General features: G+C 62.0%; 24 protein-coding genes, 1 tRNA gene and 1 pseudogene. 10 read left to right on the top strand and 16 right to left on the bottom strand.

Annotated features, from left to right (window positions below):
• Positions 1-208: 208 nt before the first annotated feature.
• Positions 209-2434, bottom strand: a complete 2226-nt coding sequence (locus ACIPZC_RS22640; protein ID WP_241805428.1) for an NADP-dependent isocitrate dehydrogenase — start codon at positions 2432-2434, stop codon at positions 209-211.
• Between the two features lie 416 nt (positions 2435-2850).
• Here ACIPZC_RS22640 and icd point away from each other — a divergent pair, with 416 nt between their 5' ends.
• Positions 2851-4107: an NADP-dependent isocitrate dehydrogenase gene (gene icd / locus ACIPZC_RS22635; protein ID WP_241805427.1), complete on the top strand. Its 1257-nt coding sequence runs from the start codon at positions 2851-2853 to the stop codon at positions 4105-4107.
• Between the two features lie 69 nt (positions 4108-4176).
• Here icd and cspD read toward each other — a convergent pair whose 3' ends face one another.
• Positions 4177-4428 carry a cold shock domain-containing protein CspD gene (gene cspD / locus ACIPZC_RS22630; RefSeq protein WP_241805426.1) on the bottom strand — a complete coding sequence of 84 codons (252 nt, stop codon included), beginning with the start codon at positions 4426-4428 and terminating at the stop codon, positions 4177-4179.
• A gap of 230 nt (positions 4429-4658) precedes the next feature.
• Here cspD and clpS point away from each other — a divergent pair, with 230 nt between their 5' ends.
• Both clpS and clpA read left to right on the top strand, forming a co-directional pair.
• Positions 4659-5021 carry an ATP-dependent Clp protease adapter ClpS gene (gene clpS / locus ACIPZC_RS22625; protein ID WP_241805425.1) on the top strand — a complete coding sequence of 121 codons (363 nt, stop codon included), beginning with the start codon at positions 4659-4661 and terminating at the stop codon, positions 5019-5021.
• 30 nt (positions 5022-5051) lie between these two features.
• A complete protein-coding gene (gene clpA, locus ACIPZC_RS22620) occupies positions 5052-7322 on the top strand; it encodes an ATP-dependent Clp protease ATP-binding subunit ClpA (protein WP_400629666.1) in 2271 nt (756 codons plus the stop codon).
• 81 nt (positions 7323-7403) lie between these two features.
• Here the strand turns inward: clpA and infA are convergent, their stop codons facing one another.
• The 3 genes from infA to aat form a co-directional block, all read right to left on the bottom strand.
• Positions 7404-7622: a translation initiation factor IF-1 gene (gene infA, locus ACIPZC_RS22615; RefSeq protein ID WP_002553999.1), complete on the bottom strand. Its 219-nt coding sequence runs from the start codon at positions 7620-7622 to the stop codon at positions 7404-7406.
• A gap of 102 nt (positions 7623-7724) precedes the next feature.
• Positions 7725-8432: an arginyltransferase gene (locus ACIPZC_RS22610; RefSeq protein ID WP_046788264.1), complete on the bottom strand. Its 708-nt coding sequence runs from the start codon at positions 8430-8432 to the stop codon at positions 7725-7727.
• A gap of 56 nt (positions 8433-8488) precedes the next feature.
• Positions 8489-9169, bottom strand: a complete 681-nt coding sequence (aat, locus tag ACIPZC_RS22605; protein ID WP_400629663.1) for a leucyl/phenylalanyl-tRNA--protein transferase — start codon at positions 9167-9169, stop codon at positions 8489-8491.
• Positions 9170-9551: 382 nt separating this feature from the next.
• Here aat and ACIPZC_RS22600 point away from each other — a divergent pair, with 382 nt between their 5' ends.
• The 6 genes and pseudogenes from ACIPZC_RS22600 (at position 9552) to cysG (ending at position 16968) form a co-directional block, all read left to right on the top strand.
• Complete coding sequence (locus ACIPZC_RS22600) at positions 9552-12017, top strand: DNA translocase FtsK (RefSeq protein WP_400629661.1); 2466 nt, start codon at positions 9552-9554, stop codon at positions 12015-12017.
• Between the two features lie 63 nt (positions 12018-12080).
• The gene (gene lolA / locus ACIPZC_RS22595) at positions 12081-12716 is read left to right on the top strand and encodes an outer membrane lipoprotein chaperone LolA (RefSeq protein WP_241805422.1); all 636 of its coding nucleotides are present in this window, start codon (positions 12081-12083) and stop codon (positions 12714-12716) included.
• 12 nt (positions 12717-12728) lie between these two features.
• Complete coding sequence (locus tag ACIPZC_RS22590; RefSeq protein WP_400629659.1) at positions 12729-14054, top strand: replication-associated recombination protein A; 1326 nt, start codon at positions 12729-12731, stop codon at positions 14052-14054.
• 47 nt (positions 14055-14101) lie between these two features.
• Positions 14102-14251, top strand: a pseudogene (locus ACIPZC_RS22585) (fluoride efflux transporter CrcB); the annotation flags it as partial.
• A 41-nt stretch (positions 14252-14292) separates the two neighbouring features.
• Entirely contained in the window at positions 14293-15573 is a 1281-nt protein-coding gene (gene serS / locus ACIPZC_RS22580; RefSeq protein WP_267817204.1) for a serine--tRNA ligase, read from the top strand.
• The gene (cysG, locus tag ACIPZC_RS22575) at positions 15574-16968 is read left to right on the top strand and encodes a siroheme synthase CysG (RefSeq protein WP_400629657.1); all 1395 of its coding nucleotides are present in this window, start codon (positions 15574-15576) and stop codon (positions 16966-16968) included. It abuts the gene before it with no gap.
• Positions 16969-16999: 31 nt separating this feature from the next.
• Here the strand turns inward: cysG and ACIPZC_RS22570 are convergent, their stop codons facing one another.
• The 8 genes from ACIPZC_RS22570 to ACIPZC_RS22535 form a co-directional block, all read right to left on the bottom strand.
• A complete protein-coding gene (locus tag ACIPZC_RS22570; protein WP_400629655.1) occupies positions 17000-17956 on the bottom strand; it encodes a glutathione S-transferase family protein in 957 nt (318 codons plus the stop codon).
• Between the two features lie 92 nt (positions 17957-18048).
• Entirely contained in the window at positions 18049-19053 is a 1005-nt protein-coding gene (locus tag ACIPZC_RS22565; protein ID WP_400629653.1) for a glycosyl transferase family protein, read from the bottom strand.
• The gene (locus tag ACIPZC_RS22560; RefSeq protein WP_400629651.1) at positions 19050-19385 is read right to left on the bottom strand and encodes a TusE/DsrC/DsvC family sulfur relay protein; all 336 of its coding nucleotides are present in this window, start codon (positions 19383-19385) and stop codon (positions 19050-19052) included. The genes ACIPZC_RS22565 and ACIPZC_RS22560 overlap by 4 nt, the downstream gene beginning before the upstream one ends.
• Complete coding sequence (tusB, locus tag ACIPZC_RS22555; protein ID WP_400629649.1) at positions 19382-19678, bottom strand: sulfurtransferase complex subunit TusB; 297 nt, start codon at positions 19676-19678, stop codon at positions 19382-19384. The genes ACIPZC_RS22560 and tusB overlap by 4 nt, the downstream gene beginning before the upstream one ends.
• Complete coding sequence (tusC, locus tag ACIPZC_RS22550; RefSeq protein WP_241805414.1) at positions 19678-20037, bottom strand: sulfurtransferase complex subunit TusC; 360 nt, start codon at positions 20035-20037, stop codon at positions 19678-19680. Before tusC ends, tusB begins: the two co-directional genes overlap by 1 nt.
• Before the next feature lies 1 nt (position 20038).
• Positions 20039-20431 (bottom strand): sulfurtransferase complex subunit TusD, encoded by a 393-nt coding sequence (gene tusD / locus ACIPZC_RS22545; RefSeq protein WP_400629647.1) that lies wholly within the window; start codon positions 20429-20431, stop codon positions 20039-20041.
• Positions 20432-20516: 85 nt separating this feature from the next.
• Positions 20517-21896, bottom strand: coding sequence for a nucleobase:cation symporter-2 family protein (locus tag ACIPZC_RS22540; protein ID WP_241805412.1), 1380 nt, complete (start codon positions 21894-21896; stop codon positions 20517-20519).
• Positions 21897-22119: 223 nt separating this feature from the next.
• Complete coding sequence (locus tag ACIPZC_RS22535; RefSeq protein WP_241805411.1) at positions 22120-22791, bottom strand: Bax inhibitor-1/YccA family protein; 672 nt, start codon at positions 22789-22791, stop codon at positions 22120-22122.
• Positions 22792-22924: 133 nt separating this feature from the next.
• Here ACIPZC_RS22535 and ACIPZC_RS22530 point away from each other — a divergent pair.
• Positions 22925-23012 (top strand) — tRNA-Ser (locus tag ACIPZC_RS22530).
• Between the two features lie 97 nt (positions 23013-23109).
• Here ACIPZC_RS22530 and ACIPZC_RS22525 read toward each other — a convergent pair.
• The 3 genes from ACIPZC_RS22525 to ACIPZC_RS22515 form a co-directional block, all read right to left on the bottom strand.
• Positions 23110-23409 (bottom strand): DUF3077 domain-containing protein, encoded by a 300-nt coding sequence (locus ACIPZC_RS22525; protein ID WP_400629644.1) that lies wholly within the window; start codon positions 23407-23409, stop codon positions 23110-23112.
• Positions 23410-23560: 151 nt separating this feature from the next.
• On the bottom strand, positions 23561-23803 hold the full coding sequence (locus tag ACIPZC_RS22520; RefSeq protein ID WP_349975102.1) for a hypothetical protein: 243 nt from the start codon (positions 23801-23803) through the stop codon (positions 23561-23563).
• 394 nt (positions 23804-24197) lie between these two features.
• The gene (locus tag ACIPZC_RS22515) at positions 24198-25955 is read right to left on the bottom strand and encodes an OPT family oligopeptide transporter (RefSeq protein WP_400629642.1); all 1758 of its coding nucleotides are present in this window, start codon (positions 25953-25955) and stop codon (positions 24198-24200) included.
• Positions 25956-26171 lie beyond the last annotated feature (216 nt).

Here is a 26171-nt window from a genome sequence, read left to right as displayed (position 1 = left end):
AAGAGCAAGAGCAAGAGCAAGAGCAAGAGCAAGAGCAAGAGCAAGAGCAAGAGCAAGAGCAAGAGCAAGAGCAAGAGCAAGAGCAAGAGCAAGAGCAAGAGCAGTGCGCGCATCGCTTTTTCTTGCAGCTTGCAGCTTGAAGCTTGCAGCTCAAAAAGCACAAACCCCGGTGCGTGGCCGGGGTTTGTGCTGTTACGTCAAGCGAGCCTTACAGGGCGGCGATCGCGCTGTTCAGGGTCTGGCTTGGGCGCATCACCTTGGCGGTCAGCTCTGCGTCCGGAGCGTAGTAGCCACCGATGTCGGCCGGCTTGCCCTGAACGGCGTTGAGCTCGGCGACGATGGTCGCTTCGTTCTCGGCCAGGGTTTTCGCCAGCGGCGCGAAGCGCGCCTGCAGCGCGGCGTCGTCAGTCTGGGCGGCCAGGGCTTCTGCCCAGTACAGGGTCAGGTAGAAGTGGCTGCCGCGGTTGTCGATACCACCGACTTTACGCGAAGGCGACTTGTTGGTATCGAGGAACTTGCCGGTGGCCTGGTCCAGGGTGTTGGCCAGGACCTTGGCGCGCGGGTTGTCGTACGTGTTGCCCAGGTGCTCCAGGGAAGCGGCCAGGGCCAGGAATTCACCCAGCGAGTCCCAACGCAGGAAGTTCTCTTCCACCAACTGTTGCACGTGCTTGGGTGCCGAACCGCCAGCGCCGGTTTCGAACAGGCCGCCGCCGTTCATCAGCGGCACGATCGACAGCATCTTGGCGCTGGTGCCCAGCTCCATGATCGGGAACAGGTCGGTCAGGTAGTCGCGCAGCACATTGCCGGTCACCGAGATGGTGTCCTTGCCTTCACGAATGCGGGCAAGCGAGAACTTGATGGCGTCGACCGGCGCCAGGACACGGATGTCCAGGCCAGCGGTGTCGTGATCCTTCAGGTACTTCTGCACCTTCTCGATCATCACACCGTCGTGGGCGCGGGCCGGGTCCAGCCAGAATACGGCCGGGGTGTTGCTCAGGCGGGCGCGGTTGACGGCCAGCTTGACCCAGTCCTGGATCGGCGCGTCTTTGGTCTGGCACATGCGGAAGATGTCACCGGCTTCGACGTTCTGCTCCAGAACGACCTTGCCCTTGCCATCGACCACGCGCACGACACCGTCGGCCTTGACCTGGAACGTCTTGTCGTGCGAGCCGTACTCTTCGGCTTTCTGTGCCATCAGGCCGACGTTCGGTACGCTGCCCATGGTGGTTGGGTCGAACGCGCCGTTGGCCTTGCAGTCTTCGATGGTGGCCTGGTAGATGCCGGCGTAGCAGCGGTCCGGGATGATCGCCTTGGCGTCCTGCAGCTCACCGGCGGTGTTCCACATCTTGCCCGAGTCACGGATCATGGCCGGCATCGATGCGTCGACGATGACGTCGCTCGGCACGTGCAGGTTGGTGATGCCTTTATCGGAGTTGACCATGGCCAGGGCCGGGCGGTCGGCGTACAGGGCCTGGATGTCGGCTTCGATCTCGGCCTGCTTGTCGGCTGGCAGGTCCTTGATGCGGGCATACAGGTCGCCGATGCCGTTGTTGGCATTGAAGCCCACTTCGGTCAGCGCGGCAGCGTGCTTGGCCAGCACTTCGCCGTAGAAGGCTTCGACGATGACGCCGAACATGATCGGGTCGGAAACCTTCATCATGGTGGCTTTCAGGTGCACCGACAGCAGCACGCCAGAGGCCTTGGCATCGGCGATCTGCTCGGCGATGAAGGCTTTCAGGGCCTTGCGGCTCATGGTCGCGCAGTCGATGACTTCCGCGGCTTTGACGGCGGTCTTTTCTTTCAGCACGGTGATGCTGCCGTCTTTGGCAACCAGCTCGATGCGCAGGCTGTCGTCAGCCTCGATCAGTGCGGCCTTTTCGCTGCCGTAGAAGTCGCCCTGGGTCATGTGGGCAACGTGCGACTTGGAGTCGGCGGCCCAGGCACCCATCTTGTGCGGGTGCTTGCGCGCGTAGTTCTTGACCGACAGCGGTGCGCGGCGGTCGGAGTTGCCTTCGCGCAGTACCGGGTTCACGGCGCTGCCCTTGATGCGGTCGTAGCGCGCGCGGGATTCTTTTTCTTCCGCGGTGGCCGGCTCGTCGGCGTAGTCCGGGATATTGAAGCCCTTGCCTTGCAGTTCCTTGATGGCGGCCTTGAGCTGCGGCACCGAGGCGCTGATGTTCGGCAGCTTGATGATGTTGGCTTCAGGTGTGGTAGCCAGTTGGCCCAGTTCCGCCAGGTGATCGCCTACCTGCTTCTCGGTGCCCAGTTGCTCCGGGAATGCCGCGAGGATGCGGCCAGCCAGGGAAATGTCGCGAGTTTCGACGGCGATGTCAGCCGAAGCGGTGAACGCTTCGACGATCGGCAGCAGCGAGTAGGTGGCGAGGGCGGGGGCTTCGTCGGTGAAGGTATAGATGATCTTGGAACGGGTGGGCATGCGGGTTAACTCTCTATGTGCTGAGCGTACTCGAGTCTCGAGGTGCGCAGGGTAGGCGCTTCGCCCTGGCGACGCCATGAGCGGAAAGTCGAGAGGCTGCGAGCGGTGATGGTGGATGCATCAGTCGAGCGTCAAGTGCTGAGCTGCGGTAACAGCCCAGGCTTTGTGGCCAGTTACTGGCCGAGGGCGAGCCGCATTTTCCTGGGATTCGCCCCGATGACCCTTCGGTCGCGGCGCAGTATATCAAACCAATCGGGCTATTCAGCAAGGCGAAGTGACATCGGCGCCATTTATAAGACCAAAGACGTAGCGGCAATGTGGCGTGATGTCGCAGCGCTTGCAGGTCGGCAGATGTGGTTTAGGCTCAGTGGGATCGCATGATGTCCAATCACACCCGAAAGCGGAGTAGTGCAAGCATGGGATACCAGAAAATCAAGGTTCCGACCGACGGTGCCAAGATCACCGTCAATGCAGACCATTCGCTCAATGTGCCCGACAACCCCATCATTCCCTATATCGAAGGCGACGGCATTGGCATCGACGTCTCGCCGGTGATGATCAAGGTGGTTGACGCTGCTGTGAACAAGGCCTACGGCGGCAAGCGCAAGATCGCCTGGATGGAGGTGTACGCCGGGGAGAAGGCCACCCAGGTCTATGACCAGGATACATGGCTGCCCCAGGAGACCCTGGATGCGGTGCGCGACTATGTCGTATCGATCAAAGGGCCGCTGACCACCCCGGTCGGAGGGGGCATCCGTTCGCTGAACGTGGCCCTGCGCCAGCAGCTCGATCTTTATGTGTGCCTGCGCCCGGTGCTGTGGTTCGAGGGCGTGCCCAGCCCGGTCAAGAAACCAGGCGATGTCGACATGGTGATCTTCCGTGAGAACTCCGAGGACATCTACGCCGGTATCGAATGGAAAGCCGGCTCGCCCGAGGCGGACAAGGTGATCAAGTTTCTCAAGGAGGAAATGGGCGTCACCAAGATCCGTTTCGACCAGGACTGCGGCATCGGGGTCAAGCCGGTTTCCCGCGAGGGCACCAAGCGCCTGGTGCGCAAGGCCCTGCAGTACGTGGTGGACAATGACCGAGAGTCGCTGACCCTGGTGCACAAGGGCAACATCATGAAGTTCACCGAAGGTGCCTTCAAAGACTGGGGTTACGAGGTGGCCAAGGATGAGTTTGGCGCCGAGTTGCTCGATGGTGGCCCGTGGATGAAGTTCAAGAACCCCAAGACCGGCCGCGAGGTCATCGTCAAGGACGCCATTGCCGACGCCATGCTCCAGCAGATACTGCTGCGCCCGGCCGAGTATGACGTGATCGCCACGCTCAATCTCAACGGCGACTACCTGTCCGATGCATTGGCGGCGGAAGTGGGGGGTATCGGTATCGCGCCCGGCGCCAACCTGTCCGACACCGTGGCCATGTTCGAGGCCACCCACGGCACGGCGCCCAAGTATGCCGGCCAGGACAAGGTCAACCCGGGCTCGGTGATCCTCTCGGCAGAGATGATGCTGCGCCACATGGGCTGGACCGAGGCAGCCGACCTGATCATCAAGGGCACCAACGGCGCGATAGCGGCCAAGACCGTCACCTACGACTTCGAGCGGCTGATGGAGGGCGCGAAGCTGGTGGGCAGCTCAGGCTTCGGGGACGAAATGATCAAGCATATGTGAAACAATTGAAAACCGGCCGCCCCTTATGACGGGGCGGCCGGTTTTTCGTGTGCCGGCGCAAAGCAGGGGTCAGGCTTCTGCGGTCGATGATTGCGAGGCCCCCGTCGAGGTGCTGGTGATAGCGTTGGCGATCTCGGTCGCATGCAGGCCCTTGGGGCCCTGCACGATCTCGAAAGTCACGGCTTGTCCGGCCTTGAGGGTTTTGTAACCGTCCATCTTGATCGCCGAATAGTGGGCGAACAGATCGTCGGTTTTGCCGTCTTCATTGATGAATCCGTAGCCCTTGGCATTGTTGAACCACTTGACTTTACCGCTTGCCATCCCTATGTCCCTCTGCAAAGGACTCCATCACTGGAGTATCATCCACTTCATCCGCATACGAACCTTGCGAAAAATCTGGTTGACTGCGCGGATCTTTATCGACCACGGTGGGTTCTTATTGGTTGTAACACCGTTTTGCCGATAGTCAAGGTCGCCCCGTCTACACGCGGGCTGCGGCTTGTGCGGTCAACTCACAACCTTAACCTGTCGATCATGATGAAATTCTTTCCATGCATGCACGTAGCGAGATTCGACTAACATTCAATCAGGATCGCCCGCAATCGAATGAGGACGACGGCTCAGGGCTTGCGGTACAGGAAGCCAAGCCGATCCTGCAGGCGCCACCGATGTACAAGGTGGTTTTGTTCAACGATGACTACACGCCGATGGATTTCGTCGTCGAAGTGCTCGAAACGTTCTTCAATCTGAACCGCGAGCTGGCGACCAAGATCATGCTGACCGTCCATACCGAAGGGCGGGCAGTGTGCGGATTGTTTACCCGGGACATCGCCGAAACGAAGGCCATGCAGGTCAACCAATACGCCAGGGAAAGCCAGCATCCGCTACTCTGTGAAATCGAGAAGGACGGTTAATCGCCGACCACTTGGGTATGAGGTGAAGCTATGTTAAACCGCGAGCTCGAAGTCACCCTCAATCTTGCCTTCAAGGAGGCCCGTTCGAAGCGTCATGAGTTCATGACCGTCGAGCATCTGCTGCTGGCACTCCTTGACAATGAGGCTGCTGCGACCGTTCTGCGCGCCTGTGGCGCCAATCTCGACAAACTCAAGCACGACCTGCAAGAGTTCATCGATTCCACCACTCCCCTGATTCCCGTCAACGACGAGGATCGCGAAACCCAGCCGACCCTAGGCTTCCAGCGTGTGCTGCAGCGTGCCGTGTTCCACGTGCAAAGCTCTGGCAAGCGCGAGGTGACCGGTGCCAATGTGCTGGTGGCGATCTTCAGCGAACAGGAAAGCCAGGCCGTGTTCCTGCTCAAGCAGCAGAGCGTGGCCCGTATCGACGTGGTCAACTACATTGCCCACGGCATTTCCAAAGTGCCGGGCCACGGCTCGCACAGTGACAGCGACCAGGAAATGCAGGATGAGGAGGGCGGCGAGACGTCGTCCTCGAGCAACCCCCTGGATGCGTATGCCAGCAACCTGAACGAATTGGCCCGTGCTGGGCGGATCGACCCGCTGGTCGGGCGCGAGCAGGAAGTCGAGCGTGTGGCGCAGATCCTTGCCCGTCGGCGCAAGAACAACCCGCTGCTGGTCGGTGAGGCTGGTGTGGGCAAGACCGCGATTGCCGAGGGCCTGGCCAAGCGCATCGTCGATGGTCAGGTGCCCGACCTGCTGTCGCAGAGCGTGGTGTATTCGCTCGACCTTGGCGCACTGCTGGCGGGCACCAAGTACCGTGGCGACTTCGAGAAACGCTTCAAGGCGTTGCTTGGTGAGCTGCGCAAACGCCCCCAGGCCATCCTGTTCATTGACGAAATCCACACCATCATTGGTGCCGGTGCTGCCTCGGGCGGCGTGATGGACGCCTCCAACCTGCTCAAGCCGCTGCTGTCTTCCGGCGAGATTCGCTGCATCGGTTCGACGACGTTCCAAGAGTTTCGCGGGATCTTCGAGAAGGATCGTGCCCTGGCACGGCGCTTCCAGAAGGTGGATGTCAGCGAGCCGTCTGTCGAGGATACCGTGGGCATTCTGCGCGGCCTCAAAGGGCGCTTTGAAAGCCATCACAATATCGAGTACAGCGACGAAGCCCTGCGCGCCGCCGCCGAGCTGGCATCACGCTACATCAATGACCGCCACATGCCGGACAAGGCCATCGACGTGATCGACGAAGCTGGGGCCTATCAGCGCCTGCAGCCTGAGGCGAATCGGGTCAAGCGTATCGATGTACCTCAAGTCGAGGACATCGTCGCCAAGATCGCGCGGATTCCGCCGAAGCACGTCACCAGCTCCGACAAGGAACTGCTGCGTAACCTGGAGCGTGACCTGAAACTGACCGTGTTTGGCCAGGACCAGGCGATCGATTCGCTGGCCACGGCAATCAAGCTGTCCCGTGCAGGCCTCAAGGCACCGGACAAGCCGGTCGGTTCGTTCCTGTTCGCCGGCCCTACCGGTGTGGGCAAGACCGAAGCGGCGCGGCAGCTGGCCAAGGCGCTGGGGGTCGAGCTGGTGCGCTTCGACATGTCCGAGTACATGGAGCGGCACACTGTGTCGCGCCTGATCGGTGCGCCTCCTGGGTATGTCGGGTTCGACCAGGGTGGCCTGCTGACCGAGGCGATCACCAAGCAGCCGCATTGCGTATTGCTGCTCGATGAGATCGAGAAGGCGCACCCGGAAGTCTTCAACCTGCTGCTGCAGGTGATGGACCACGGTACCCTGACCGACAACAACGGGCGCAAAGCGGACTTCCGCAATGTGATTCTGATCATGACCACCAATGCCGGCGCTGAAACGGCGGCACGCGCTTCCATTGGTTTCACCCATCAGGACCATGCGTCCGATGCGATGGAAGTCATTCGCAAGAGCTTCACACCGGAGTTCCGCAACCGTCTGGACACCATCATCCAGTTTGGCCGCCTGAGTCACGAGACCATCAAAAGCATCGTCGACAAGTTCCTCATCGAACTTCAGGCGCAGCTGGAAGACAAGCGCGTGTTGCTTGAAGTCAGCGATGCCGCCCGCGGCTGGCTGGCGGCCTCCGGCTACGATGTGCAGATGGGTGCGCGGCCGATGGCGCGGCTTATCCAGGACAAGATCAAGCGGCCGTTGGCCGAGGAGATTCTGTTTGGCGAGCTGGCCGAGCACGGCGGTGTGGTGCACATCGACCTGCGCGATGGGGAGTTGGTGTTCGAATTCGAAACCACGGCAGAAGTCGCGTGATGCAAGGGGCTGCTTCGCGGCCCCAATTTTTGCGAGCACAAAAAAGCCCGGCACATGGCCGGGCTTTTTCATGGCTGGAGCTTAGCGCGCACGGTAGGTGATGCGGCCCTTGCTCAGGTCATAAGGCGTCAGCTCGACGCGGACCTTGTCGCCAGTGAGAATACGGATGTAGTTCTTGCGCATCTTTCCGGAGATGTGCGCGGTTACGACGTGCCCGTTTTCCAACTCCACGCGGAACATGGTGTTGGGCAGGGTGTCGACGACAGTACCTTCCATTTCGAAGCTGTCTTCTTTCGACATGCAGTTGAGCCCTCGGTGTCCAGTGTTGGCCCGACGCATAACCGCACCGGGCAAAAAAGTGGCGTGGATTATGCCGGAAAATAGTGTGTCAAGCCAATGCTTTCAGTTGAGAGTGACCCAACGCTGGTTGATCAGCAGCTCGATGGGGCGATACTGGGTCTTGTAGTTCATCTTCTTGCAGTTCTTGATCCAGTAGCCAAGATAAACCGCTTCGAGGTCCTGGCGCAGGGCTTCGGTGATTTGCCAGAGGATGGCAAAACGCCCCAGGCTGCGCCGTTCTTCGTCGGGCTCATAGAACGTGTACACCGCAGACAGCCCGTTGGGTAGCAGGTCGCAGACGGCAACTGCCAGCAGGCGACCGGCCAGGCGGAATTCGTAGAACCAGCAGAACGGCAAGTCGCGCACCAGAAAGGTTGAAAACTGATCGCGGCTTGGCGGGTACATGTCGCCATCGGCATGACGGGTTTCGATGTAGCGACGGTACAGGTCGAAATATTCTTCTTTGAACGCCGGCCGTGCAGCTGTCACGGTGAGGTCTGCATTGCGCTTGAGGATGCGCCGTTGCTGGCGGTTGGGAATGAAGCGCGCGGCCGGGATGCGCGCCGGCACGCAGGCATTGCAGTTCTGGCAATGGGGGCGGTACAGGTGGTCGCCACTGCGGCGAAAGCCCATCTCCGAGAGGTCGGCATACACATGCACATCCATCGGCTGGCTGGGGTCGAGGAACAGGGTGGTCGCCTGCTCGTTCGGCAGATAGCTGCAGGAGTGGGGCTGAGTGGCATAGAACTTCAACCGCGCCAACTCTGTCATGATTGACCCCTTCGGTGAGACTTTGCTTTAAGTGTAAGCCAGCTCTCGAAACTCGCCTAGGTGCGCCAGCTGGCACTGTTGGGCTGGTCGAGGTGAAGGGCCAGGTAATCGGCGAAGCTCGCGCGGCTGATCGCGCGGGCGCCCAGGCTGTGCAGGTGATCGGTTGGCATCTGGCAGTCGATCAGCACGAAGCCTGCATCGCGCAGGTGGTTGACCAGGGTCACGAAGCCGACCTTGGACGCATTGTCGGCGCGGCTGAACATCGACTCGCCGAAAAACAACCGCCCCATGGCCAGGCCGTACAGGCCGCCCACCAGTTCGCCGTTGTGGCGTACCTCCACCGAATGGGCGATACCGCGCCGGTGCAGCTCGCAGTAGGCGTTGCGCATGGTGTCGGTGATCCAGGTGCCGTCCGCGTAGTCGCGCGGCGCCGCGCAGGCGTCGATCACGGCGGGGAAGTCGGTGTCGAAGCTGACCTGATAACGCGCCTGGCGCAACAGCTTGGCCAGCGAGCGCGAGACATGCAGCTCGTCCGGGAACAGAACGGTGCGTGGGTCGGGCGACCACCAGAGGATGGGTTGGCCGTCCTGGTACCACGGGAAGCAGCCATGGCGATAGGCCTGCACCAGGCGCTCGGGGCTCAGATCGCCACCAGCGGCGAGCAGGCCGTTAGGGTCCTGCAGGGCTTTTTCCAGGGGTGGGAAGGTCAGCGAGTCGCGAGTCAGCCAGGTGAGCATGGTCTATCGTGCGGTGGGGGAGGGGAGCCGGCAGCATGGCAAGGAGGGCGCCTGCGGTCAATGCTTGGCCCGCGCGGGGCAAGTCCTGCCCGCAGGAGCGTCCAATCAGGCGATAGGGTCGGCAATTTCCTACACATTCGTGAGGCTGCAGGCACCATCTGGCACATTTGCTGTCACACCTGTGCAAAAACACAGCATAAGCCTTTGTCACAAAAGAAAATGCATGCTCAAATTGCAGCTATACGAAAGTCGCCCCCACCCAAACGCCATAGGGCGTGCCGCCATGGCGGCCGGCGGGCAGTAATGTTAAAAGTAGGGGTTCATTGGCCTGTCATCGGCCAATCACTACTGGACGCGCAGCACGCGCAGGAATAGACGCGTTTTGAAGAAATCCACCGCAACTCCAGCTCCATTGCCTGTGCCCCTGTGGCGCCAGCAGCTGCATTACCGCCTCAAAGAAGGTGCGTTGATCGCTGTCGGCGCCCTGTGCCTGTACCTGTGGATGGCGCTGCTGACCTACGATACCTCCGACCCAGGCTTCAGCCACACCAGCAACGTCGACCAGGTGCAGAACGCTGCCGGGCGTGCCGGTGCGTATTTCGCCGATATCATGTTCATGGTGCTCGGCTATTTCGCCTACATCTTCCCTTTGCTGCTGGCGATCAAAACCTGGCAGATCTTCCGCGAGCGCCATCAACCCTGGCAATGGAGCGGCTGGCTGTTCTCCTGGCGCCTGATCGGCCTGGTGTTCCTGGTGCTGTCGGGAGCTGCACTGGCGCATATCCATTTCCATCCCCCGGCGAGCCTGCCGTTCTCCGCCGGTGGTGCCTTGGGCGAAAGCCTCGGCGATCTGGCGCGCAACCTGCTCAACGTGCAGGGCAGCACGCTGATGTTCATCGCCCTGTTCCTGTTCGGCCTGACCGTGTTCACCGACCTCTCGTGGTTCAAGGTGATGGACATGACCGGCAAGATCACCCTGGACCTGTTCGAGCTCGTGCAAGGCGCGGCCAACCGCTGGTGGGAGGCGCGCAACGAGCGCAAACGCCTGGAAGCGCAATTGCGTGAGGTGGACGAGCCAAGGTTCGATGCGCCGCCAGCGGCTGCCGAGAAACGCGAGCCGGCCAAGACGCAACTGCGCGAGCGCATCGGTGAGCGCGATGAGCCCCCAGCGCGCCCCGTCGTCGCCCAGCGCGAACCGGTTGTGCCACGCGAGCCTGTGGTCCCCCGTGAGCCTTCGATTGCCCCTGTCATCATGCCGCCTGCCGCGCCGGCCAAGGCAGTGGAGCCGAGCAAGCGGGTGATGAAGGAAAAGCAGGCGCCATTGTTCGTCGACAGCGCCGTGGAAGGCACCTTGCCGTCCATCTCCATCCTCGACCCAGCCGAGCAGAAGAAGATCGAGTACTCGCCAGAATCCCTGGCCGGCGTCGGTCAGTTGCTGGAAATCAAACTCAAGGAATTCGGCGTCGAAGTCTCGGTGGACTCCATTCACCCGGGCCCGGTCATTACCCGCTACGAAATCCAGCCCGCGGCCGGGGTCAAGGTCAGCCGCATCGCCAACCTGGCCAAGGACCTTGCGCGGTCGCTGGCCGTGACCAGTGTGCGGGTGGTCGAGGTCATCCCCGGCAAGACCACCGTGGGTATCGAGATCCCCAACGAAAACCGGCAGATGGTGCGCTTCTCCGAGGTGCTGTCGACACCGCAGTACGATGAGCAGAAGTCGCCCGTCACCCTGGCCCTGGGCCACGATATCGGCGGCAAGCCGGTGATCACCGACCTGGCCAAGATGCCACACCTGCTGGTAGCCGGTACCACCGGTTCCGGTAAGTCGGTGGGTGTGAACGCGATGATCCTGTCGATCCTGTTCAAGTCCGGCCCTGAAGACGCGCGCCTGATCATGATCGACCCGAAGATGCTCGAGCTGTCGATTTACGAAGGCATCCCGCACTTGCTGTGCCCGGTGGTCACCGACATGAAAGACGCCGCCAACGCGCTGCGCTGGAGCGTGGCCGAGATGGAGCGGCGCTACAAGCTCATGGCGGCCATGGGCGTGCGTAACCTGGCCGGTTTCAACCGCAAGATCAAGGATGCCCAGGAGGCCGGCGAGGTCATCCATGATCCGCTGTACCGCCGCGAGAGCATGGAAGACGAGCCACCGGCCCTCAAGACCCTGCCGACCATCGTGGTGGTGGTCGACGAATTCGCCGACATGATGATGATCGTTGGCAAGAAGGTCGAAGAGCTGATCGCCCGTATCGCCCAGAAGGCTCGGGCAGCCGGTATTCACCTGATCCTCGCCACCCAGCGCCCATCGGTGGACGTGATCACCGGCCTGATCAAGGCCAACATCCCGACCCGCATGGCGTTCCAGGTGTCGAGCAAGATCGACTCGCGCACCATCATCGACCAAGGTGGCGCCGAGCAACTGCTGGGCCACGGTGACATGCTCTACATGCCGCCAGGTACCAGCCTGCCGATCCGGGTACATGGCGCATTCGTCTCCGACGATGAAGTGCACCGCGTGGTGGAAGCCTGGAAGCTGCGTGGTGCTCCGGACTACAACGACGACATCCTCAACGGCGTCGAGGAGGCCGGCAGCGGCTTCGAAGGCGGCGGTGGCGGTGGCGGTGGCGGCGACGAGGATTCGGAAAGTGACGCCCTGTATGATGAGGCGGTGCAGTTCGTCCTCGAAAGCCGCCGGGCGTCGATTTCGGCCGTGCAGCGCAAGCTGAAGATCGGCTACAACCGCGCCGCCCGCATGATCGAGGCGATGGAGATGGCCGGTGTGGTCACCCCCATGAACAGCAACGGTTCGCGGGAAGTGATTGCCCCGGGCGGCCCGCGCGACTGATGAACACCTTGCCAGGCGCCGACGGTGGCGCCCGGCATTCATAAATGCTCAATGAGGATTAACATGCGCGCGATTCGCATGCTGTTGGTTTCTGCCCTGACCCTGGGTTCGGTAACGGCCACACTGTCGGCTCACGCTGGTGAGCAGGACGTACAGCGCCTGACCCAGTTGCTGGAAAAGTCGCAGACCATCGAGGCCAATTTCTCCCAGCTGACCCTGGATGCCGGTGGCACCAGCCTGCAGGAGACAACCGGCAAGATGACGGTCAAGCGCCCGGGCCTGTTCTACTGGCACACCGATGCACCCCAGGAGCAGGTGGTGGTGTCCGACGGCAAGAACGTCACCCTGTGGGACCCTGACCTGGAGCAGGCCACCATCAAGAAGCTCGATGTGCGCCTGAACCAGACCCCGGCGCTGCTGCTGTCCGGTGACGTGTCGAAGATCAGCCAGAGCTTCGACATCACCTCCAAGGAGCAGGGCGAAGTGATGGACTTCACCCTCAAGCCAACCACCAAGGACACCCTGTTCGATTCGCTGCGCGTATCGTTCCGCCGTGGCCTGATCAACGACATGCAGCTGATCGACAGCGTCGGCCAGCGCACCAATATCCTGTTCAATGGCGTCAAAGCCAACCAGCCGGTGCCGGACAGCAGGTTCAAGTTCGACATCCCGAAAGGCGCGGACGTCATCAAGGAGTAAGCAGAGCGCACCATGGACCTGTTTCGAAGCGAACCCGTTGCCCAGCCCCTGGCTGCCCGGCTACGCCCGTCCAACCTGGACGAGTATGTCGGCCAGGAGCACCTGCTGGCGCGCGGCAAACCGCTGCGTGAGGCGCTGGAGCAGGGTGCGCTGCACTCGATGATTTTCTGGGGGCCGCCGGGCGTGGGCAAGACCACGCTCGCCCGGCTGCTGGCACAGTTTTGCGATGCGCACTTCGAGACGGTTTCGGCGGTACTGGCAGGGGTCAAGGAAATCCGCCAGGCCGTCGAGGTGGCCAAGCAGCAGGCCGGCCAGTATGGCCGCCGGACCATCCTGTTCGTGGACGAGGTGCACCGCTTCAACAAGTCCCAGCAGGATGCGTTCCTGCCTTTCGTCGAAGATGGCACGCTGATCTTCATCGGCGCCACCACCGAGAACCCGTCCTTCGAACTGAACAACGCTTTGCTCTCGCGTGCGCGGGTGTACGTGCTCAAGAGCCTGGACGAGCCCGCCTTGCGCAAGCTGGTCGACCGCGCACTCCACGAAGAGCGCGGTTTGGGCAAGCGCAACCTGAGCGTGGGCGACGACGCTTTCAAGATGCTGATGGCCGCCGCCGATGGCGATGGCCGGCGCATGCTCAACTTCCTCGAAAACGCCTCGGACCTGGCCGAAGATGGCAGCGAGATTGGCGTAGACCTGCTGCAGAGCCTGCTCGGTGACAGCCGCCGGCGCTTCGACAAAGGCGGCGAGGCCTTCTATGACCAGATTTCCGCCCTGCACAAATCGGTGCGCGGCTCCAACCCGGACGCCGCCCTTTACTGGTTCGCGCGCATGCTCGATGGCGGCTGCGACCCGCTGTACATCGCCCGCCGTGTGGTGCGCATGGCCAGCGAGGACATCGGCAACGCCGACCCACGGGCCCTGAGCCTATGCCTGGCGGCCTGGGACGTGCAGGAGCGCCTGGGCAGCCCCGAGGGCGAGCTGGCGGTGGCTCAGGCCATTACCTACATTGCCTGTGCGCCGAAGAGCAACGCCGTGTACATGGGCTTCAAGACTGCCCTGCGCGAAGCCGCCGAGCATGGCTCGCTGGAGGTGCCGCTGCACCTGCGCAACGCCCCGACCAAGCTGATGAAGCAGCTTGGCTACGGCGAGGAGTACCGCTACGCTCACGACGAGCCCGATGCCTATGCCGCAGGTGAAGATTACTTCCCGGACCAGCTCGAGCCACGTCAGTATTATCAGCCCGTGCCCCGGGGGCTTGAGCTGAAGATCGGCGAGAAACTGCGCCACTTGGCCGACCTCGATCGCAGCAGCCCGCGTCAACGGAGAAAGCCGTGATCGCTCTGTGCCATGGTCCATCCCTGCACAAGTCGCTGGCGCCTTTCGGACAGCGCGCCGGCCTTATCGTCGGCGTCACGGCGACGTTTTCCTCTTTTTCGCTCGATACCGTGCGCCCGGTGGAAAGTGGGCAAGTGCCCCTGGCCGTGGGCTATACCGGTATTAGCGTGATGGGCGGGCTACTGGCCTGCCCCTGACCCGACTCTGAACCAACCTACACACATAACGAGAGAACGATATGCTCGATTCCAAACTGTTACGCGGCCAACTTCAGGAAGTGGCGGACCGCCTCGCCTCCCGTGGCTTCAGCCTGGATGTCGCGCGCATCGAATCGCTGGAAGAGCGCCGCAAGGCGGTGCAGACCCGCACCGAGCAGCTGCAGGCCGAGCGTAACGCCCGCTCCAAATCCATCGGTCAGGCCAAGGCCAAGGGCGAGGACATCGCACCGCTGATGGCTGACGTCGAGCGCATGGCCAATGAACTGGCCGCTGGCAAGGTCGAGCTCGATGGCATCCAGGCCGAACTGGATGGCATTGTCCTGACCATCCCCAACCTGCCGGACGCCAGTGTGCCGGTCGGTGCCAGCGAAGACGACAACGTCGAAGTGCGCCGTTGGGGCACCCCGAGGGCGTTCGATTTTCCAATCAAGGACCACGTCGCCCTGGGTGAAATCAGCGGTGGCCTGGACTTCGAAGCTGCTGCCAAGCTGTCGGGCGCCCGTTTTGCCGTGCTGCGCGGCCCGGTTGCCCGCCTGCACCGCGCCCTGGCGCAGTTCATGATCAACCTGCACACCGCTGAGCACGGCTACGAAGAACACTACACCCCGTACCTGGTACAGGCGCCAGCGTTGCAGGGCACCGGCCAGCTGCCGAAGTTCGAGGAAGACCTGTTCAAGATCACCCGTGAAGGCGAAGCCGACTTCTACCTGATCCCGACCGCTGAAGTGTCGCTGACCAACCTGGTAGCCGGCGAGATCATCGATGCCAAGCTGCTGCCGCTCAAGCTGGTCGCCCATACCCCGTGCTTCCGCAGTGAAGCCGGCGCTTCGGGCCGTGATACCCGTGGCATGATCCGCCAGCACCAGTTCGACAAGGTCGAGATGGTCCAGGTGGTCGAGCCGTCCAAGTCGATGGAGGCGCTGGAAGGCCTCACTGCCAACGCCGAGCGCGTACTGCAGCTGCTGGAGCTGCCCTACCGCGTACTGGCCCTGTGCACCGGTGACATGGGCTTCGGCGCGGTGAAAACCTACGACTTGGAAGTATGGGTGCCGAGCCAGGACAAGTACCGCGAGATCAGCTCCTGCTCCAACTGCGGTGACTTCCAGGCGCGCCGCATGCAGGCCCGCTGGCGCAACCCGGAAACCGGCAAGCCAGAGCTGGTGCACACCCTCAACGGTTCGGGCCTGGCCGTAGGCCGTACCCTGGTCGCTGTGCTGGAAAACTACCAGCAGGCCGATGGCTCCATCCGCGTGCCGGAAGTGCTCAAGCCCTACATGGGCGGTGTCGAGGTCATCCGCTAAATGGATTACCTGCCGCTGTTCCACAAGCTGCAGGGCGGCCGTGTGCTGGTCGTCGGCGGCGGCGAGATCGCCTTGCGCAAGGCGCGCCTGCTGGCCGATGCCGGCGCCGCGCTGCGGGTGGTGGCGCCTGAGGTCGACGGCCAACTGGCTGCGCTGGCCCGCGAAGGTGGCGGCGAGGTCCTGGTGCGTGGCTATCAGGGGGCTGATCTGGTTGGCTGTCGCCTGGTGATTGCGGCCACCGACGACCCTGAGCTCAATGCTCAGGTGTCGGCGCAGGCGCAGGCGCTTTGCGTGCCGGTCAATGTGGTGGATGCGCCGGCGCTGTGCACGGTGATCTTCCCGGCCATTGTCGACCGTTCGCCGCTGGTGGTTGCGGTATCCAGCGGCGGTGACGCCCCTGTGCTGGCGCGCCTGATTCGTGCCAAGCTGGAAACCTGGATCCCGTCCACTTATGGCGAGCTGGCCGCCTTGGCAGCGCGCTTCCGGCACAAGGTCAAGTCGCTTTACCCGGATGTCAACCAGCGTCGCGGCTTCTGGGAAACCGTGTTCCAGGGCCCGATCGCCGAGCGTCAGCTGGCCGGGCAGGGTGCCGAGGCCGAGCGGCTGTTGCAGGCGATGGTCGATGGTGCCCCGGTGCAGCAGGGGGGGGAGGTGTATCTGGTAGGGGCGGGGCCGGGTGATCCGGACTTGCTCACCTTCCGCGCCTTGCGCCTGATGCAGCAGGCCGATGTGGTGCTGTATGACCGCCTGGTGGCACCGCCGATCATTGAAATGTGCCGCCGCGACGCCGAGCGTATCTACGTCGGTAAGCGTCGTGCCGAGCATGCCGTGCCGCAGGATCAGATCAACCGTCTGCTGGTCGACCTGGCCCGCGAGGGTAAGCGTGTGTTGCGCCTGAAGGGCGGTGACCCGTTCATTTTCGGCCGTGGGGGCGAAGAGATCGAAGAGCTTGCCGAGCATGGCATCCCGTTCCAGGTGGTGCCCGGTATCACCGCAGCCAGTGGTTGCTCTGCCTACGGCGGCATTCCGTTGACCCACCGTGATCATGCTCAGTCAGTGCGCTTCGTCACCGGCCACCTTAAGGACGGTACCAGCAACCTGCCTTGGAATGACCTGGTGGCGCCGAACCAGACCTTGGTGTTCTACATGGGCCTGGTAGGGTTGCCGACCATTTGCGCTGAGCTGATTCGCCATGGCCGTGCGTCGAGCACGCCGGCGGCGTTAGTGCAGCAGGGGACTACCCGCAATCAGCGGGTGTTCACTGGTACTTTGGCTGACCTGCCAGCATTGGTGGCCAAGCATGAAGTGCATGCGCCGACCCTGGTGATTGTCGGGGAAGTGGTCCAGTTGCGTGACAAGCTGGCCTGGTTCGAGGGTGCGCAGCAGGACCAGTAATAGCGGGGGCTGCAAGCAGCCCCAACTTTCCTCAGCCCCAAATCCCTTTGCCAGGCAACCGTTCCCGATCATGCGGCAAGTTGAAATCCTGCAGCGGGCCTTTGGGCACGATCCCGTTTGGATTGATGGTCTTGTGGCTCATGTAATAGTGCTTCTGAATGTGCTCCATGTTCACCGTCGGCGCTACACCCGGCCACTGGTACAGCTCACGCAGCCAGTTCGACAGGTTCGGGTAATCGCTCAACCGGCGCAGGTTGCACTTGAAGTGGCCGTGATACACCGCATCGAAGCGCACCAGCGTGGTAAACAGGCGCACATCGGCCTCAGTCAGATACTCGCCTGCCAGGTAACGTTGGCGATCCAGCAGTGCTTCCAGGTAGTCCAACTCGTTGAACACTTCGTCGAACGCAGCCTCGTAGGCTTCTTGCGTGGTGGCGAAGCCGGCACGGTAAACACCATTGTTCACGGCTGGGTAGATACGTGCGTTGAGCGCCTCGATGGTCGGGCGCAATGGCTGCGGATACAGGTCGAGGGTGTTGCCTGTCAGCTCATTGAACGCACTGTTGAAGATACGGATGATCTCCGCCGACTCGTTGTTGACGATGCGCTTTTCCTTTTTATCCCACAGCACGGGCACGGTCACGCGGCCTGTGTAGTGCGGGTCGTCCTGGGTATAGCGCTGGTGCATGAATTCGAGGGCGTCAAGGTGATCGCCGGTGGAGCCCTGTTGCTGGTCGAAAGTCCAGCCGTTTTCCTGCATCAGCCAACTGACCACAGACACATCGATCAACGGCTCCAAGCCTTTGAGCGCCCGAACGATCAGGGTGCGGTGAGCCCATGGGCAGGCCAGCGACACATAGAGGTGGTAGCGACCGGCTTCAGGGTCGGGCAATGGATTGCGGCGTTGGGCGTTCTCGCGCTTGAAAGTGCCATCCTTGCCGTTTTCGTACCACTGGTCGTGCCAGCGGCCGTCGATCAATAGGCCCATGATGAGCTCCTCGGAACAAAGGTGTTTGTCGTTGGAGCCCAGTCTAGGGCAAAGCGTTCGAATAAATAGCGCAAAGACTGCGGAGAAATGATCTATTTATTCGATTGGTTCCGGGCGCTCCAATAGCTGCGTGCGGTCGCAAAGGCCTGGTCGCGGTCCTGCCCCAAGCCGCGCAACGCCAAGGCCATGGTCGCCACCACGGCCATTTCCCCATAGCTGTCCTGAGCCTCCCCGCGCCAAACCGCCAGCAGTTGTTCGGGCTGCAGGCTTGCAGGTTTTACATGGCGCCGTTCACTCAGCGCTGGCCACTCTTCGTCCCAGTTTTCACCTGCGCTAGTGCCGTACAGGTGGCTGATCACATCCGGGTTAACTTCAATTTCGCCACCATCGCCCTTGATGACTACCGCGTGGTCACCCAGCAGCCGGCTGGCCTCACGGTGTACGGCCTGGTAGCCGGGGTGGAAGATGCTCTGCAGGCCACAGCGGGCGCTCAGCGGGTTGAGCACGCGGGCCAGCGAATGGATGGGGGAGCGCAGGCCAAGTATGTTGCGCAGGTCGATCATGCGCTGCAGTTGCGGGGCCCAATCGTGCAGCGGGAAAAACGCCAGCCTTTGCTGGTCCAGCGCCTGCTCCACGGCGGACCAATGGCGACAAAGCGGAATTTCCAGCAGGGCCAACAGCTGCTCGGTGTACATGCGCCCGGCGGTGTGGGCGCCACCACCATGCATCAGGATGCGCACGCCATTGGCGGCCAGGCATTTGGCGGCCAGCAGGAACCAAGGTAGGTGGCGCTTCTTGCCGGCATAGCTGGGCCAGTCCAGATCGACAGCGATGCGTGGTGCATTCAGTTGTGCGCGCAGGGCCTCGGTGAAGCCCGCCAGCTCCTCCGCGCTTTCTTCCTTGTGCCGCAGCAGCATGAGGAAGGCGCCGAGCTGGGTGTCTTCAACCTTGCCTTCAAGCAGCAGGGCCATGGCGGCTCGGGCTTCCTCGCGGGTGAGGCTGCGAGCACCGCGTTTGCCTTTGCCAAGGATGCGTACGAATTCGGCGAACGGGTGTTCGGCCGGGGTTTGCAGGGTGAGTGGGCGAGCGTCTGTCATATGCAATTGGTCGGCTTGGGCAGGCCCGCCAGCTTGGCGGCAAGTTTGGCGGGGGTGCCGTTGAACAGGCGGTTGAGGTGCGGGCTGTTGCCCTTTTCAGGGCCCAGCTTCAACGCGGTGTACTTGATCAGTGGGCGCGTTGCCGGAGACAGCTGGAACTCCTCATAGAACTGGCGCAGCAGTTCGAGCACTTCCCAGTGGTCGTTGGTCAGGGCAATGCTTTCGCGCGCGGCCAGCGCTTCGGCGACGGCGTGGGACCAGTCTTGCAGGTCGACCAGAAAGCCGTCCTTGTCCAGGGCGATTGCCTGGTCGTCTACGGTCAGGGTTTTCATAGCCAGCTGTTGACCTTGTCATAGTGCAGTGACAACGCGACGAACCCCTGATAGTCCACGGTGTTGGCCAACTCGCTGCGGATACCGCGCGCTTGCAGGTCCTCGTCGAGTGCAAAAAGGCGCTGCTCCAACGCTGCCGCCTGAAGCAGGCGCTGTGGTTCGCTACCGTCACGCAGGGCATACACTGCATCGCCGCACAGCAGCAGGGCATCTTCGCCGGCAAGCAGGCGCAGGCAACTGCTCAAACGATCGTCGCCAAAAGGCGAGTGGGATATCACATGCAAAGTCGGCATCAGAGCGTCACCACTTGGTCGAAACGGGCAATCAGGGCCTTCAGGGCCGCGTCGTCCAGCACCTCAACGGGCAGGGCCAGGCTGTCGGCAGCAAGCCCGCGCAGGGCCAGGCTGTGCTGGCAGGCGAACAGCTCCTCTACACCAAACATCGGCAGTGCCTGCAGGTTGGCGGCGAGGTTCTTTTGTTGCACCGCCGCTGGTTGCTGGGCTGGGGCGAGCTGGAACACGCCGTCATCGAGGAACAGCATGCCCAGTGGCAGATCGAAAGCGCCGCCGGCCAGTGCGATGTCCAGCGCTTCGCGGGCAGACGGGCCGCTCCAGGGCGCCTGGCGGCTGATGATCAACAGGGATTTGGCCATTTCAATCGCCTCCAAAGCAGACAAGGCGGTCGGCGAGCTGTGCCGCTTCATGCAGTTGACCCAGGCCGGAGAGCTCCCACGGCTTGGGCAGGTTCACCGCTTGGCGCTGATAGCGGCTGGCTTCGGCCTCATCGAGCACGCCGCGGCGCAAGGCAGCGGCGATGCACACCACGGCGTCCAGCTGGTGATGCTCGATAAAGGCGCGCCACTGGGCGGCGATGTCCTGTTCGTCCTGGGGCGCGACCACGTTGGCCGAGGCGCTGTGGACACCGTCCTGATAGAAGAACAACCGGGCAATCTCATGCCCGCCGGCCAGCACCGCCTCGGCGTAGCGTAAAGCGCGCCGCGAGGAGGGTGCGTGGGCCGGGGAAAAAACCGCGATAGCGAATTTCATGGGCAACTCGTGCAAAGGAATGCGGCCATTCTAAAGCAAAAAGCCCGCGCGAGTAGGCGCGGGCTGGCTGGCCGGGGCAGGGCTGTCAGGCGTGTTCGTTGCGCTCTGGCAGGAACCAGTTCAGCACCAGGGCGCAGATACCACCGGTGGCAACGCCTGACTCCAGTACGTTGCGAATAGCCGCCGGCATGTGCGCCAGGAACTCCGGCACCTGGGCCACGCCCAGGCCCAACGCCAACGACACGGCGATGATCAGCAGTGCACGGCGGTCCAGGCGCGTGCTGGCCAGAATGTTGATGCCCGAAGCGGCCACGGCACCAAACATGACCATGGCCGCGCCGCCCAGCACAGGCTCAGGTACAGCCTGAATCACACCGGCAACACTCGGGAAAAGGCCCAATACCACCAGCATCACGGCAATCCAGATACCAATGTGGCGGCTGGCGATGCCGGTCAGCTGAATCACGCCGTTGTTCTGCGCGAAGATCGAGCTGGGGAAGGTATTGAACAGGCCCGCCAGCAGCGAGTTAGCGCCGTTGACCAGCACGCCGCCCTTGATGCGCTGCATCCACACCGGGCCTTCGACCGGTTGGCGTGAGACCTTGCTGGTTGCCGTAACGTCACCGATGGCTTCCAGCGAGGTCACCAGGTAGATCACCAGCATCGGGATGAACAGCGCCCACGAGAAACCGAGGCCGAAGTGCAGCGGCGTCGGCACCTGGAACAGTGCAGCTTCATGCATACCGGTGAAGTCCAGCCGGCCGAGGTAACCCGCCAGGGCGTAACCCACCGCCAGGGCGATGACGATCGCGCAGCTGCGCATCCACACCACCGGGATGCGGTTGAGGATGACGATGATTGCCAGCACCACGCCCGACAGCAGCAGGTTTTCACCATTGGCGAAGGTGCCATTGGCCATGGCGCCAAAGCCGCCGCCCATGCTTATCAAGCCTACCTTTATGAGGGTCAGGCCGATCATCAACACCACGATGCCCGTCACCAGCGGCGTGATCAGGCGTTTGACGAAGGGCAGGATGCGCGACACGCCCATTTCGACGAACGAGCCGGCGATCACCACGCCGAAGATCGCTGCCATCACGCTTTCGACAGGGGTGCCCTGCTTGACCATCAGCGCACCACCTGCAATCAGTGGGCCGACGAAGTTGAAGCTGGTGCCCTGTACGATCAGCAACCCCGCGCCGAACGGCCCGAACCGCTTGCACTGCACGAAGGTGGCGATACCCGAGATCACCAGCGACATCGACACGATCAGGTTGGTATCACGCGCTGAAACACCTAGCGCCTGGCAGATAAGCAGGCCTGGGGTCACGATCGGCACGATGATCGCCAACAGGTGCTGCAGTGCCGCCAGCAGGCCGATCAGCAGCCGTGGCTTGTCCTCGAGGCCAAGCACCAATTCATTGGCAGGCGCATCCGCGCCCGGGCTGTGTTCGTGTGAGCTCATCGGTGAAGCTGCCCCGGAAGAAAAAAGGAGCGCATTCTACGGGGTGAAGGGGGATTGCGGTAGTGGCATGCACGATGGCGGCAAGATCGGCGAGTATGCCGCTAATAACCTGACTTTTGGGTCAGTTTGCGCGCCGAGAGCTGGCTTGAAGATACAGGCCTGCACGAATACACAAAAAAGCCCGCCGAAGCGGGCTTTTTGAACGGGTTTCTAGCAACCGCTATTAGTCGTCGCGCCCCATGATGCCGAACAGTTGCAGCAGGCTGACAAACAGGTTGTAGATCGATACATACAGGCTGATGGTCGCCATGATGTAGTTGCGCTCACCGCCATGGATGATCGCGCTGGTCTGGAACAGGATGCAGACCGACGAGAACAGCACGAAGCCAGCGCTGATCGCCAGTTGCAGGCCGCTGATCTGGAAGAAGAAGCTAGCCACTACGGCACCCAGCAGGACGAAGAAGCCGGCGGTGATGAAACCGCTGAGGAAGCTCATGTCCTTGCGCGAGATCAGCACATAGGCCGACAGGCCACCGAACACCAGGGCCGTCATGGCGAACGCCGAGCTGACCACCTCAGCGCCACCGGCCATACCCAGGTAACGGTTGAGGATTGGGCCGAGGATGAAGCCCATGAAGCCGGTGAGGGCGAAGGTGGAAACCAGGCCCCACGCCGAATCACGCAGTTTGTTGGTGAGGAAGAACAGGCCGTAGAAGCCGATCAGCACAACGAAGATGTTCGGGTAGCCCACACGCATCTGCTGGGCGACGAAGGCCATGACACCGCTGAAGGCGAGGGTGAGTGCCAGCAGGCTGTAGGTGTTGCGCAGGACCTTGCTGACCTCGCGCTGCTCAACCTGTTGGCCGCTGTGTACGGCATAATCCTGTTCGCGCATGGCGACACTCCTTGGTAAACCTGTGGTTTTGGAACGTTCAGATGCTAGGAGTCTATCAGAGCTCCTGCAACCGGCGACATAGAGAGTTTGACAGCGTGTTTCATTACGGTATTATGGCGGCCGCAAACGAGCTGGAAGCGTGGCCGAGTGGTTTAAGGCAACGGTCTTGAAAACCGTCGATGGGCAACTATCCTAGAGTTCGAATCTCTACGCTTCCGCCACTTTCTTCAGCAAAAGCCCCGATTATTCGGGGCTTTTGCGTTTCTGGTGTCAGGGATGCAAGCAGGTGGCGGCCTTTGATTCAAAGCCGGCAATGCTTCATCTGCACGCTGATGCCGGGCCTCTTTCTCGGCGCATCATGCCCAACTCGGCATCATCCATCAGCGCCTTGGCCAAGGCACTCAGGTAATGCGCTGCCCAGACCATCATCGGTTTCTCATCCAGCACGCCGATGATCGTCAATTCCCGCACATAACCCATCAGTTCCGAAGCCTGCTCCCGGGCAGCCTGGCAAGGGATGCCGGCCTCGACGCGAAACAGGGGGTGGGTCTGGTGTTCACCTTGAAAGAACGTGGTCTTGCCCACGGTGGTTTTTACGTCCGGCTCGTCGCTAGGCATTGATCTCTCCGAAGCATCCAGGGTCTGAGCGGGCCCTTTCGCGGGTAAGCTGCGCCCGGTGTCGCGACACCAGCCTCACGCAATGCCGCGCACGCTTCGGTAGCAGGCTTGCAGGCGTCAGGGCCCGCCCAGACAACACAGTGTTGTCGACTCAGTGCAGGGTTCGCGGCTCGGCCGGCATCTGGACCTGAATCAATGCCGCCTCAAGCAGCACACGCAGCGACTCGAGTTCATGTGTCGACGCCCTCATCAGAGCCGACGCAGGCGACCGCGGCTGAACAAGCATCGCCTGATGCGCAACGGCTAGCGCGCAGTTAGCGAAGTCTGCGGCCTGGATGAGAGTGTCTTCGAGATTGTGGAGGGCGTGGGGTGGATCGGGGACTATCTTTAACATTCCTATATCTCCAAAGGGAGCACACCTATCCTGCTGTCAAACAGGTTGGGTGGCAGCTGTGTGCAGGTTGACAGACCGGCGGACATAGGAAGTTCCGGCGCACGCAAGCGTGCCCCACACACAGCCGCCATTGAAGACGCTGCCTACCTACATACCGTTACGGCCTGTCAAAGCCGTGTCGCTGTTGTGCAGCAACAGGCCGAGACTAGAGCGCGAGCAGGGCGACCGCAACGGAAATCAGGCGGCTGCAGTATGTTTGGGAAATGGACTACAAGAAAGGGAAAAAGTCTGATTTTCCGACCACAATCAGTAACTACCTAGACCCAGAGCTGACATTCACTCACGGCAGGCAAAAGCACTGGCGCTGCCGTGTGTGCAATGCTGTTTCCTGCAGCTACAACGCCCTAAGCATCTCCCAGAACGATGCCCCAACGCCCGTGATGCTTTCACCGGCAATCAACCCTGCGGCCGCTGTGATCGCAAAGCGTTCTGTGACTCTCGGCCATCGGCAGTTGACCAGCCAGGTAAGCACTGCGCCAAAGCCCATCATCATTACGATCGACGCTGGCAGTATGAATGCCAACCCCAGTGCGGCGGTGCTCGGCAGCCAGCGTGCCGCCCGTTGCGGTAGCAGGCTGTCCAGCATGCCCAGCAGTACGCCAACGGCGCTGCCGACCAAGATCGCCCAGCGGATTTCCGGCGACAGCGCGCCCAAGCCATGTGTCAGCGTCTGGGCCACTGCTTTCCAGGTCGCGACAGCCGGCGCAGGCCACTGTTCGGTAAGCAGCATGGTTTGCGGGTCCGGGATCAGCATCAGGTAAACCAGTACGCCGACCACGCTGCCGATGAAAATACCGATGCATTGGGCAACCAGCTGCTTGTGCGGGGTGGCGCCAATCGCCAGGCCAACCTTGAAATCGTTCATCAGGTCAGTGGACTGTCCGGCCGCGCCACCTGCCGTGTTGGCGCTCATCAGGTTGATGGCCACCTGGCCCGGGGCGATCAGGCCGAAGCTGAGTTGCGATAGCTTGCCAATCGCGCCAATCGGCGCAATGCCGGTGGCACCGACGACGCGTGCGGCGACGACAGCAAGGCAAATCGCCAAAGGAATGCTCAACAACGCCATCCACCAATCGATCCCGAACAGCAGCGCCTGCAGGGCGACGACCAGAGCGATGGACAGCAGCAGGCCCGATGCAGGCCCTGGCGAAAACCGTGCCCTGACACGCGGCGCCCGACGTTCTGGCTCATTCGCAAGCAACCGCCGTGGCACTTGCAACAGACGAACTGCCAATGAAGTCAGGGTCGCACAGACCATCAGGCTTACGCCCGGCCACAACAGCCACTCCACCAGCGCGGCGAACTGGGGGCCGCTGGCGTTAGGGGCGATCACTACCAATGCGTGGTCGATCAGCCACGGCGCTAGCCCACCCCAGGCCAGCGCGGCGCCTAACAGCAACGTCAGGCCTACGCGAATGCCGATGATGCCGCCAAAGCCGATGAGCAATAGCGAAGGGTCGACGGTGAAGGTCAGGCGTTCGAGCGCAGGCGTGGGGGCCCAGCGCGGTATGGCCCAGACGAAGCCATCCATCCACTTCACCAGCCCTGACAGCAGCGCTGCACTGCATAGCACTTTGATGCGAGCCATGGCTTCGCGCCCATGATTGTAGATTTGCTGCAGCGTTTCCAGGGTCGCCATGCCTTCGGGGAACTTCAGGTCACGGTCGTTGAGCAAGGCGGGGCGTAGATACCAGGCGATCCAGATGCCCAAAAAGCTTACGGAAAACACCCAGGCGATCATCGGCACTGGGTCCAGTTGGTTGCCGGTGAGCAGCGTATAGGCAGGGATCGGTGCCACCAGCCCGCCAGAAATGATGGAAGCAGCCGCCGACGCCATGGTCTGGTTGATATTGCTTTCGTGCAGTGTCCACGCGGGCCGGCCCTTCGTGCGGCCCGCCATGCCCTGCCACAAGGCGAAGCCGACCAGCAACGCGATGATCGACATGTTGAATGACCAGCCGATCTTGAGGCCCGCATACACATTCGACGGCGTGAGCAAGATGCCCAGCAGCGCGCCGGTGAGCACGGCCCGCGGGCTCAGCTCACGTTCGATGCGAACCTTTGGCAGAGCGGCGGGTGGAGCATGTCCCATTACAAATCCCTTTCTCGATGGTGCAAGCGCTGTCTGCACAACTGAGCCCGCAAAGCCCTGAAGGTTCACGCCGATGGGCAGCGTTCTGGAATGGATGGTGCCATGGACGAGGCAGGCCATGGCAAATCGCGAGCAAAAGAAAGCCCGCCGGGAGGGGCGGGCAAAGGAGCGTCTATCACGTAGGGATGGCTGCAGTATCCGCGCGTTGCCGTGAAA

Origin of the sequence: Pseudomonas sp. NPDC089743, from assembly GCF_044748785.1 — a bacterium.
GTDB lineage: Bacteria > Pseudomonadota > Gammaproteobacteria > Pseudomonadales > Pseudomonadaceae > Aquipseudomonas > Aquipseudomonas putida_X.
This window is presented reverse-complemented; position numbering and strand designations above follow the sequence as displayed.

Excerpts from the sequence above, each read along its gene's own strand:
- ACIPZC_RS22590 (WP_400629659.1), top strand. The coding sequence starts at position 12,729 with ATGGACCTGTTTCGAAGCGAACCCGTTGCCCAGCCCCTGGCTGCCCGG.
- tusD (WP_400629647.1), bottom strand. The coding sequence starts at position 20,431 with ATGAAATTCGCTATCGCGGTTTTTTCCCCGGCCCACGCACCCTCCTCG.
- serS (WP_267817204.1), top strand. The coding sequence starts at position 14,293 with ATGCTCGATTCCAAACTGTTACGCGGCCAACTTCAGGAAGTGGCGGAC.
- clpA (WP_400629666.1), top strand. The coding sequence starts at position 5,052 with ATGTTAAACCGCGAGCTCGAAGTCACCCTCAATCTTGCCTTCAAGGAG.
- icd (WP_241805427.1), top strand. The coding sequence starts at position 2,851 with ATGGGATACCAGAAAATCAAGGTTCCGACCGACGGTGCCAAGATCACC.
- lolA (WP_241805422.1), top strand. The coding sequence starts at position 12,081 with ATGCGCGCGATTCGCATGCTGTTGGTTTCTGCCCTGACCCTGGGTTCG.
- cspD (WP_241805426.1), bottom strand. The coding sequence starts at position 4,428 with ATGGCAAGCGGTAAAGTCAAGTGGTTCAACAATGCCAAGGGCTACGGA.
- ACIPZC_RS22525 (WP_400629644.1), bottom strand. The coding sequence starts at position 23,409 with ATGCCTAGCGACGAGCCGGACGTAAAAACCACCGTGGGCAAGACCACG.
- aat (WP_400629663.1), bottom strand. The coding sequence starts at position 9,169 with ATGCTCACCTGGCTGACTCGCGACTCGCTGACCTTCCCACCCCTGGAA.
- infA (WP_002553999.1), bottom strand. The coding sequence starts at position 7,622 with ATGTCGAAAGAAGACAGCTTCGAAATGGAAGGTACTGTCGTCGACACC.
- ACIPZC_RS22570 (WP_400629655.1), bottom strand. The coding sequence starts at position 17,956 with ATGGGCCTATTGATCGACGGCCGCTGGCACGACCAGTGGTACGAAAAC.
- ACIPZC_RS22535 (WP_241805411.1), bottom strand. The coding sequence starts at position 22,791 with ATGCGCGAACAGGATTATGCCGTACACAGCGGCCAACAGGTTGAGCAG.
- ACIPZC_RS22515 (WP_400629642.1), bottom strand. The coding sequence starts at position 25,955 with ATGGGACATGCTCCACCCGCCGCTCTGCCAAAGGTTCGCATCGAACGT.
- ACIPZC_RS22640 (WP_241805428.1), bottom strand. The coding sequence starts at position 2,434 with ATGCCCACCCGTTCCAAGATCATCTATACCTTCACCGACGAAGCCCCC.
- clpS (WP_241805425.1), top strand. The coding sequence starts at position 4,659 with ATGCATGCACGTAGCGAGATTCGACTAACATTCAATCAGGATCGCCCG.
- ACIPZC_RS22560 (WP_400629651.1), bottom strand. The coding sequence starts at position 19,385 with ATGAAAACCCTGACCGTAGACGACCAGGCAATCGCCCTGGACAAGGAC.
- tusB (WP_400629649.1), bottom strand. The coding sequence starts at position 19,678 with ATGCCGACTTTGCATGTGATATCCCACTCGCCTTTTGGCGACGATCGT.
- ACIPZC_RS22610 (WP_046788264.1), bottom strand. The coding sequence starts at position 8,432 with ATGACAGAGTTGGCGCGGTTGAAGTTCTATGCCACTCAGCCCCACTCC.
- ACIPZC_RS22520 (WP_349975102.1), bottom strand. The coding sequence starts at position 23,803 with ATGTTAAAGATAGTCCCCGATCCACCCCACGCCCTCCACAATCTCGAA.
- tusC (WP_241805414.1), bottom strand. The coding sequence starts at position 20,037 with ATGGCCAAATCCCTGTTGATCATCAGCCGCCAGGCGCCCTGGAGCGGC.
- ACIPZC_RS22540 (WP_241805412.1), bottom strand. The coding sequence starts at position 21,896 with ATGAGCTCACACGAACACAGCCCGGGCGCGGATGCGCCTGCCAATGAA.
- ACIPZC_RS22565 (WP_400629653.1), bottom strand. The coding sequence starts at position 19,053 with ATGACAGACGCTCGCCCACTCACCCTGCAAACCCCGGCCGAACACCCG.
- cysG (WP_400629657.1), top strand. The coding sequence starts at position 15,574 with ATGGATTACCTGCCGCTGTTCCACAAGCTGCAGGGCGGCCGTGTGCTG.